Annotated in this window: 5 protein-coding genes and 1 pseudogene; 2 read left to right on the forward strand and 4 right to left on the reverse strand. The window is 73.6% G+C overall.

Annotation, left to right across the window (positions count from 1 at the left end; translation table 11 throughout):
• A partial coding sequence (locus tag QMK28_RS03880; RefSeq protein ID WP_326435533.1) for a cytochrome P450 occupies positions 1-905 on the forward strand: 905 nt, incomplete at its 5' end.
• Between the two features lie 263 nt (positions 906-1,168).
• Entirely contained in the window at positions 1,169-2,296 is a 1,128-nt protein-coding gene (locus QMK28_RS03885; RefSeq protein WP_326435534.1) for a winged helix DNA-binding domain-containing protein, read from the forward strand.
• Positions 2,297-2,483: 187 nt separating this feature from the next.
• On the opposite strand, the gene QMK28_RS03890 is transcribed toward QMK28_RS03885, so the two are convergent.
• The 4 genes and pseudogenes from QMK28_RS03890 to QMK28_RS03905 form a co-directional block, all read right to left on the reverse strand.
• Positions 2,484-3,026 carry a hypothetical protein gene (locus tag QMK28_RS03890; RefSeq protein WP_326435535.1) on the reverse strand — a complete coding sequence of 181 codons (543 nt, stop codon included), beginning with the start codon at positions 3,024-3,026 and terminating at the stop codon, positions 2,484-2,486.
• A 257-nt stretch (positions 3,027-3,283) separates the two neighbouring features.
• Positions 3,284-4,327 (reverse strand): ketoacyl-ACP synthase III family protein, encoded by a 1,044-nt coding sequence (locus QMK28_RS03895; protein WP_326435552.1) that lies wholly within the window; start codon positions 4,325-4,327, stop codon positions 3,284-3,286.
• Between the two features lie 11 nt (positions 4,328-4,338).
• Positions 4,339-4,647, reverse strand: coding sequence for an acyl carrier protein (locus tag QMK28_RS03900; RefSeq protein ID WP_326435553.1), 309 nt, complete (start codon positions 4,645-4,647; stop codon positions 4,339-4,341).
• Positions 4,648-5,497: 850 nt separating this feature from the next.
• Positions 5,498-6,379: pseudogene (locus tag QMK28_RS03905) on the reverse strand (FAD-dependent oxidoreductase); the annotation flags it as partial.
• Positions 6,380-6,710 lie beyond the last annotated feature (331 nt).

Genomic DNA, 6,710 nt, shown 5'->3' on the forward strand with positions numbered 1-6,710 from the left:
AGCGGGTGAACGGCCTGCGCCCGTTGGTCGAGCGGTTGGTGACCCGGCTGCTCGACGCGGCGGACGCCCGCGGCGGAGCCCCTGCCGACCTGGTCGAGGACTTCGCCTCGCCGCTGGCGCTGAGCGTCATCTGCGTGCTGCTGGGGGTCCCCGAGGAGGACCGGGAGCAATTCCGCACCTGGGTACGGCAGTTCGCCACCGTCTCCGGGCCGCCGGAAGAAGCCGTCGAAGGCCGCGAGAAGCTCGGGGCCTACATCTCCGGACTCGTCGCCGCCAAGCAGGAGGCACCCGGGGACGACGTGCTCTCCGCACTGATCGCCGCGCGCGCGGGCGCGGACCGGCTCAGCTTCGAGGAGCTGGTCGGCCTCGGCTACACCCTGCTGGGCGCGGGCTACGACTCGACAGCCGGGCAGATCGCCAACTTCGTACTCACCCTGCTCGCCCACCACCCCGAGCAGTGGCGCCACTTGGCCGACCACCCGCAGGACGTGCCGGCCGCCGTCGAGGAGCTGCTGCGCTACGTCAACCTGAACGCCACCGACACCTCGGGGCTGCCCCGCATCGCCACCGAGGACGTACTGGTGGGCGGGGCGCGAATCCCGGCCGGGGAGGCGGTGTTCCTCGCCTTCGCCTCCGCCAACCGCGACGAGGCCGTCTTCCCCGACGCGGACCGGCTGGACTTCGCCCGTACCGGAAACGGTCACCTGGCGTTCGGCCACGGCATCCACAACTGCCTGGGCGCCCCGCTGGCCCGCATCGAGCTGACCGTGGCGTTACGGGAGCTGACCCGCCGCTACCCCGCGACGCGGCTCGCCGTCCCCGAGGACGAGCTGCCCTGGCGGGTGGGCGACGTCAACCACAGTCTGCTCGCCCTTCCTGTTCACCTGGCAGCGGCCCCTTCCTGACCTTGCTCCGGGCTGCTGCGGCGGTGGCCGGCCGGGAATCCGGCCGGCTGCGGGTGCCATACGTACGGGGGGACCGCCCCGTACGGCACAGCCCCCGTACCACGCCCGCCCCGCGACGCCGCACCGCCAAGTCGCATACTCGGCACCCAACTCCCGACTCCGAACTCCGGACCGGATACCGCGTAGGAGTCCGGCAGGTCGGCCTCGGCCAGCCGCCCCTCTGGGCGGGTGGGGCCGCGCCGGGCTCCCTCGAAAGGATTCCCGTGGCACCCACGATCCCGGCCGTGCTGGACCGGCGGTCCCTCAACCGCGCCTTGCTGCAACGGCAGTTGCTGCTGCGGCGCGCGGCCCTGCCCGCCGCCGACGCCCTGGAGCACTTGGTCGGCCAGCAGGCGCAGGCGCCCGCTCCCCCGTACGTCGGGCTGTGGACCAGGCTGGACGGCTTCGCCGCCGACGACCTGGCCACCCTGATCGAAGAGCGCGCCGCAGTGCGGCTGGTGCTCCAGCGCGGCACGATCCATCTGGTCACCGCCCGCGACGCGCTGACGCTGCGCCCAGTGCTCGCCGGAGCGCTGGAGCGCACCCTGACCAGTGCCTTCGGCCGCAAACTCACCGGCCTGGACCATGCGGAGGTCGCATCGCTGGGGCGCCGGCTGGTCGAGGAGCAGCCGCTCACCCTGGGCAACCTGGGCGGGCGGCTCGCCGAACGGTGGCCGCAGCGGGACGCCTTCGCGCTGGCCAACACCGTCCGGGCGCTGGTGCCGCTGGTGCAGGTGCCGCCGCGAGGTCTGTGGGGCCGCGGCGGACCCGCCGCGCACACCACCGCCGAGGCCTGGCTCGGCCGGCCGCAGGACACCGACGCCGGCCCCGACGCGCTGGTCGCGCGCTACCTCGCCGCCTTCGGCCCGGCCACCGTCCAGGACATGCAGACCTGGTCGGGCATGACGCGGCTCGCCGCCGTCTTCCAACGGCTGCGCACCGCCCTGCGCACCTTCCGCGACGAGCAGGGCCGTGAGCTGTTCGATGTGCCCGACGGTCCGCTGCCCGACGCCGACACGCCCGCGCCGGTGCGCTTTCTGCCCGAGTTCGACAACATCCTGCTCTCGCACGCCGACCGCGGCCGTATCCTCACCGACACCCAGCGCCGGCTGGTCTTCACCCGCAACGGGCTGATCAAGTCCACTGTCCTGGTGGACGGTTTCGTCCGCGGAGTGTGGCGCATCGACCGCGCCGGCGGCACCGGCGGCGGCACCGCGCGCCTGGTCATCGAACCCTTCGGCGACCTGGCGCGGCGGGAGCGGGCCGCACTGGCCGCGGAAGGGGAACGGCTGCTGGCCTTCGCCGCCGCCGGGGCCACCGTCCTCGACCTGTGCTTCGAGAACGCGACCTGAGCCAACGAGACAGCGCCCGGCCCGCCCGTCCCGGCATCGCCTACCACCAGGCACCCGACAAACGGTCCTGGCAGGCGATGACCGACCTCTTCGACGAAGCGTTCAACTGGCCCCGGCGCGGGCGCGGGAGTGCGCTGCCTGGCCGGGATGCGACGCCTCCGAGATGGCCAGTACGCGGCACGGGTCGTCACCTCGCCCGGTGCCCAGCGGGTGTCCGGGTGGCCTCGGTGCTGACCGTGATGGGGCCTTGGGTGCTTCCGTCCTGGGTGTTGACGGCGAACGCGACGGCGGTCGTGGTGAAGGTACGCCCCGAGACTTTTCCCATGTGGACGGCCTGGACGACCCCGGGGTGCGAGGAGTCGGCGCTGCCCGGGTGGGTGACGTAGAAGGCGATCCTCTTGTCGTTCTTGGCGTTCCAGTACCCCGTGGCGCGGTAGCCCGGCGCGCCGCCCGGGGTCGCGTCGACCTCCGCCGTCAGCTTGTGGTCGGGCCGGAAGACGAAGTGCGCGATGCCGGTGCTGGCATCCGGCCCGGTCCCGACCGTGACCGACACGTCCCACGTTCCAGTCAGGCCGACTTGCCTGGTCGGGGCGGCGGAAGGTTCGGCCGTAGCGCTGCCGACGCCGACGAGCGTGGCGATCAGGGCGATCCAGAGGCTCAGGACCCGTAGGGTCGCGCGGCGCGCTCCGGGGCGGAGGAGGGTGCTGGTTGAGGTGCCTGGGGTCGTCATAACTGGCCTTTCTACGGAGTGCGTTGGCAGCAGGGTGGGTCGGGGAGGGGGCGCGGTTCTCGACCGGGCCCATGGCGAGGCCGGTGGCGGCACCGCCCCGCCCGGCTCCGCTCCGCATCAGGAGAGCCGAGCCGGGGACGCCACGCCGTCTTGCACTCAGCCTCGGCTCAGCCCCGAAGTCCCGGGCGTCCCGGGCGTCCCGGCGTCTGGCCCACCCTGCGGGCCGGACGCAGGCGGCAGACCGCACAGGCCACAGCTCAGTTGCCGGCCCAAGCCGGAGTCTCAAGGAATTCGATCACCGCGGTGGTCCACACGTACCCCGCACCCGCGCCCTGCAGGACGGCGAGGTCGCCGGGCTGCGGGTTGCGGGTGGCGATGACGTGGTCGAGGGCAAGCACCAGGTCGACCGTGCCGACCATGCCCAGGTCCTTGCCCCAGTCGAAGGTGGTCGAGGCGCGGTCGACGCCCAGCAGGTTGTACAGGCCGTGCACCGCGATGGTCTCGGCGAGCTGCTGGTGGAGGAAGAAGCGGATGTCGGAGAGGTCGGCGCCGGCCTCGTGCAGCACCTGCTTGAGGGACTGCTGCACGCCGTTGGAGATCCGCTCGACGACCTCGTCCAGGTCGGCCTCCTCGTTCTGCATGTAGTCGCGCAGGCTGGTGTCCAGGCTCAGGGTCCGGCCGTCGGGGAAGGGCGTGTCGGTCCACTCGTTGTGCCGGCCCAGCGGCTCCAGCGAGGGGTCGCCGATCGAGCAGGTCGCGCGTACCCGGGCGAAGCCGCCCCGGCTGGAGAGCACCAGTGCGCCGGCGCCGTCGCCGTCCACGTTCTGCTCGTGCGAGGCCCACCGGTCGAGGAAGGGCATACGGAACGCGTCGCCGCCGGTGACCAGGGCGGCGGGGGCCTCCGGGCGCGCGGTGATGTGCGAGGCGGCGGCTTCCAGTCCGGCCATGAAGCCGTTGCAGCCCTGCTTGACCTCGAAGGAGGGGGCGGCGCCGCCGATCGTCTCGCGCTGTACGTAGCTGGCGGGCGTCCACACGTCCAGGCCCTGGTGGCCGATGTAAGAGTGCACGAGCAGCCCGAAGTCCTCAGTGGCCAGGCCCGAGCGGGCCACTGCCTGCCGGGCGGCGTGCACGGCCATGGTGGGGCCGGTCTCGCCGGGCGCGGCGACGCGCACCGACCGGTAGCCGTTCATGGCCTTCTTCTCGGCGGTGTAGCGGCCGGCGGCGATCGCCTCGTCGACGGTCTCGACCTGCTCGGGCAGGTAGGTTCCGATGCCGGCGAGGTAGAGGTTGTCCCAGCGCATGTCTGTCTCCTTCAGGCGGTGTGCAGGTGTTGGGCGACGGCGGCGGCGGTGGGCGCCTCGTAGAAACGGCGCAGCGGGACCTTGACGCCGTAGCGGGTGCTGACGGAGCGCACCAGGCGGGACGCCAGCAGCGAGTGGCCGCCCAGGTCGAAGAAGCTGTCCTGCGGGTCGATGTCCGGCAGCCCCAGGACCTCGGCGAACAGCTCGCACAGCTGCTGCTCCACCACCCGCACGTCTGCCACCGACTGGACCGGGGGGACCGGCACGGCGGTCTGGGCGGGCTGGGCCGGGTGCACTTGCTGGTCTTCCTGGACGGTCACTGCTACCTCCGTGGAATGCGATACGCGCTTGCGGGGAACGTAGAGGCGGGCGGCGGAAAGCGGCTTGAGCGCAGGTCGGCGCGGGCTCGCGGAGCGGGTGCCGTTGCCGTCCGGCGGTTCGGGGCGCGCGGTGTGGCCGGCGCGGGCGGAACGCGGGCACGGCCCGTCCGCGGGCCCGCGGCGAGCGGTCATCCGCCGGGACAGGCGCACGGTGATGCCACGCCGGAGGGTGCACCGGGCGCGGACGACGCGGGGGCGGGGGCGGGGGCGGTACGGGGGCGGGGGCGGTACGGGGCAGATGGACGGAACAGCTACGGGCGCCGGCGGAATCCACGGTCCGGGTGGGCCGACGCGGCGCGGTGCGAACGCCGGACCAGGTCGAGTACGAGGCCGGTGGGCCGGGGCGGGCGCGGGTAAAGGCCGAGGCGGGCGCAGAGCCCGGCGGCGCGCGGCGGATACGGCAGGGGCCCGCCCAACCGAGACGGGAGACGGGAGACGGGACCGGGGAAAGCCGTCCCTGGGCCCCGCCCGGTTCCCACCCCGCCCGGCTCACGCAGTCAGTGCCTCGTGCAGCATCTCGTCGTCGAAGTCCTCCACCGACATGACGCCCGCGGCCGCCGCGAAGTAGCGGTCCGTCAGGGCGGGTGAGCCGGCCACCGCGCGCAGCATCGCCAACCGGTCCTCGGTGACCTCCAGGCGGCCGATGACCTGTGCTGCGATAGCCCTCGAACAGTTCGTCCTGCACGTCCTCGGCGTAGCGCCGCAGGCCCTGTTCGAGCCGCTGCGGGTCGTGCAGGGCGGCGCCGACGGCCTGGGCGAGGAGTTCGGACTGCAGGAAGGCGTCGCTGATGCCGCGGGCGGTGATCGAGTCCTTGTGGTGGGCGGCGTCGCCGACCAGCGCCCAGCCGGCCCCGGAGGACTGGCGGAAGAAGTTCTGCTGGTCGCCCGTACCGCGCAGCCGCTCCACCCGCTCCCCCGCCATCGCCCGCTCGTACAGGTCCGGGGCGGTGGTCCGGATGCTCTCCAGGTAGTGCGTCAGCGGGTCCGCGCGCACCGTGGCGAACTCGGCCTGCGGCGAGTAGGCGGCGATCAGTGTCGCGTCGTTGGTGGGCACCGCGCCGATCCACCGGCCGGGCCGCTCGTAGAGCTCGAAGTCGGCTTGCAGGCCCGTCCAGTAGGTGTAGTAGGCGCAGGTCTGCAGCGGATCCTGCAGGGTGTAGCGGGCGCCGACGCGCTGAGCGAAGGAGGAGCGCATGCCGTCGGCGCCGATGGTCAGCAGGGCGCGCTCCTCGATGCGGCCGCCCTGCGCGGAGCGGAACTCCACCCCGGTGACCCGCTCGTCCTCGAAGAGGGGGCCGGCCACCGAGCAGCCCTCGCGGAATTCCACGCCGGCGGCCACCGCGGCGTCGATGAGGAGGTGGTCGAGGAGGTAGCGGCGCGGAGCATAGCCCGCGCGCTGCCCGTGGGCCGGCAGGGCGCAGCCTTCCAGACGTACGTCGGCCACCTGGTAGACGGCCCGGTCGAGGGCCGGGCAGCCGGTGGCGCGGACCGCGTCCAGCACGCCCCAGCGAGCGAGGCGGGCGACGCCGGGCTGGTGGATGTACTGCGTGGAGAGGGTGTCGCTGGGGAATCGGGCCCGGTCGACCAGCAGGACCCGGTAGCCGGCCCGTGCCAGAAGCAGGGCGGAAGAGGCGCCGGCAACCCGAGCGCCCACCACGATGACGTCGTACATTCTGACCTCTCAGTTGGGCCGGCGCCGCCGGTACGGCCGGCGGAACCGGTACGGCCGGCACCCGTCCCGGGCCGGACGGACCGGACGGACCCGGCCGGCGACTCAGGACGGCCGGGAGGGACGACCGGAGTCGGGCGGAGGGGCGGCCGGACAGACGGACGGGCAGACAGCCGGGCGGTACGGTGTGCGGCCGGCCGGGCGACGCGGAATGTCGGCGCAGCCTGGCACGGCCATCTCAAGTCCCGCTCGACCGCCCAAGGGCCGGCCCCGGACCCACGCTGGGCGCAGGGCGGGGCAGAGCAGCACCCACCCAGGGACGGTCCGGCCGGGG

The sequence above is a fragment of the Streptomyces sp. H27-D2 genome, assembly GCF_035828615.1.
GTDB lineage: Bacteria > Actinomycetota > Actinomycetes > Streptomycetales > Streptomycetaceae > Streptomyces.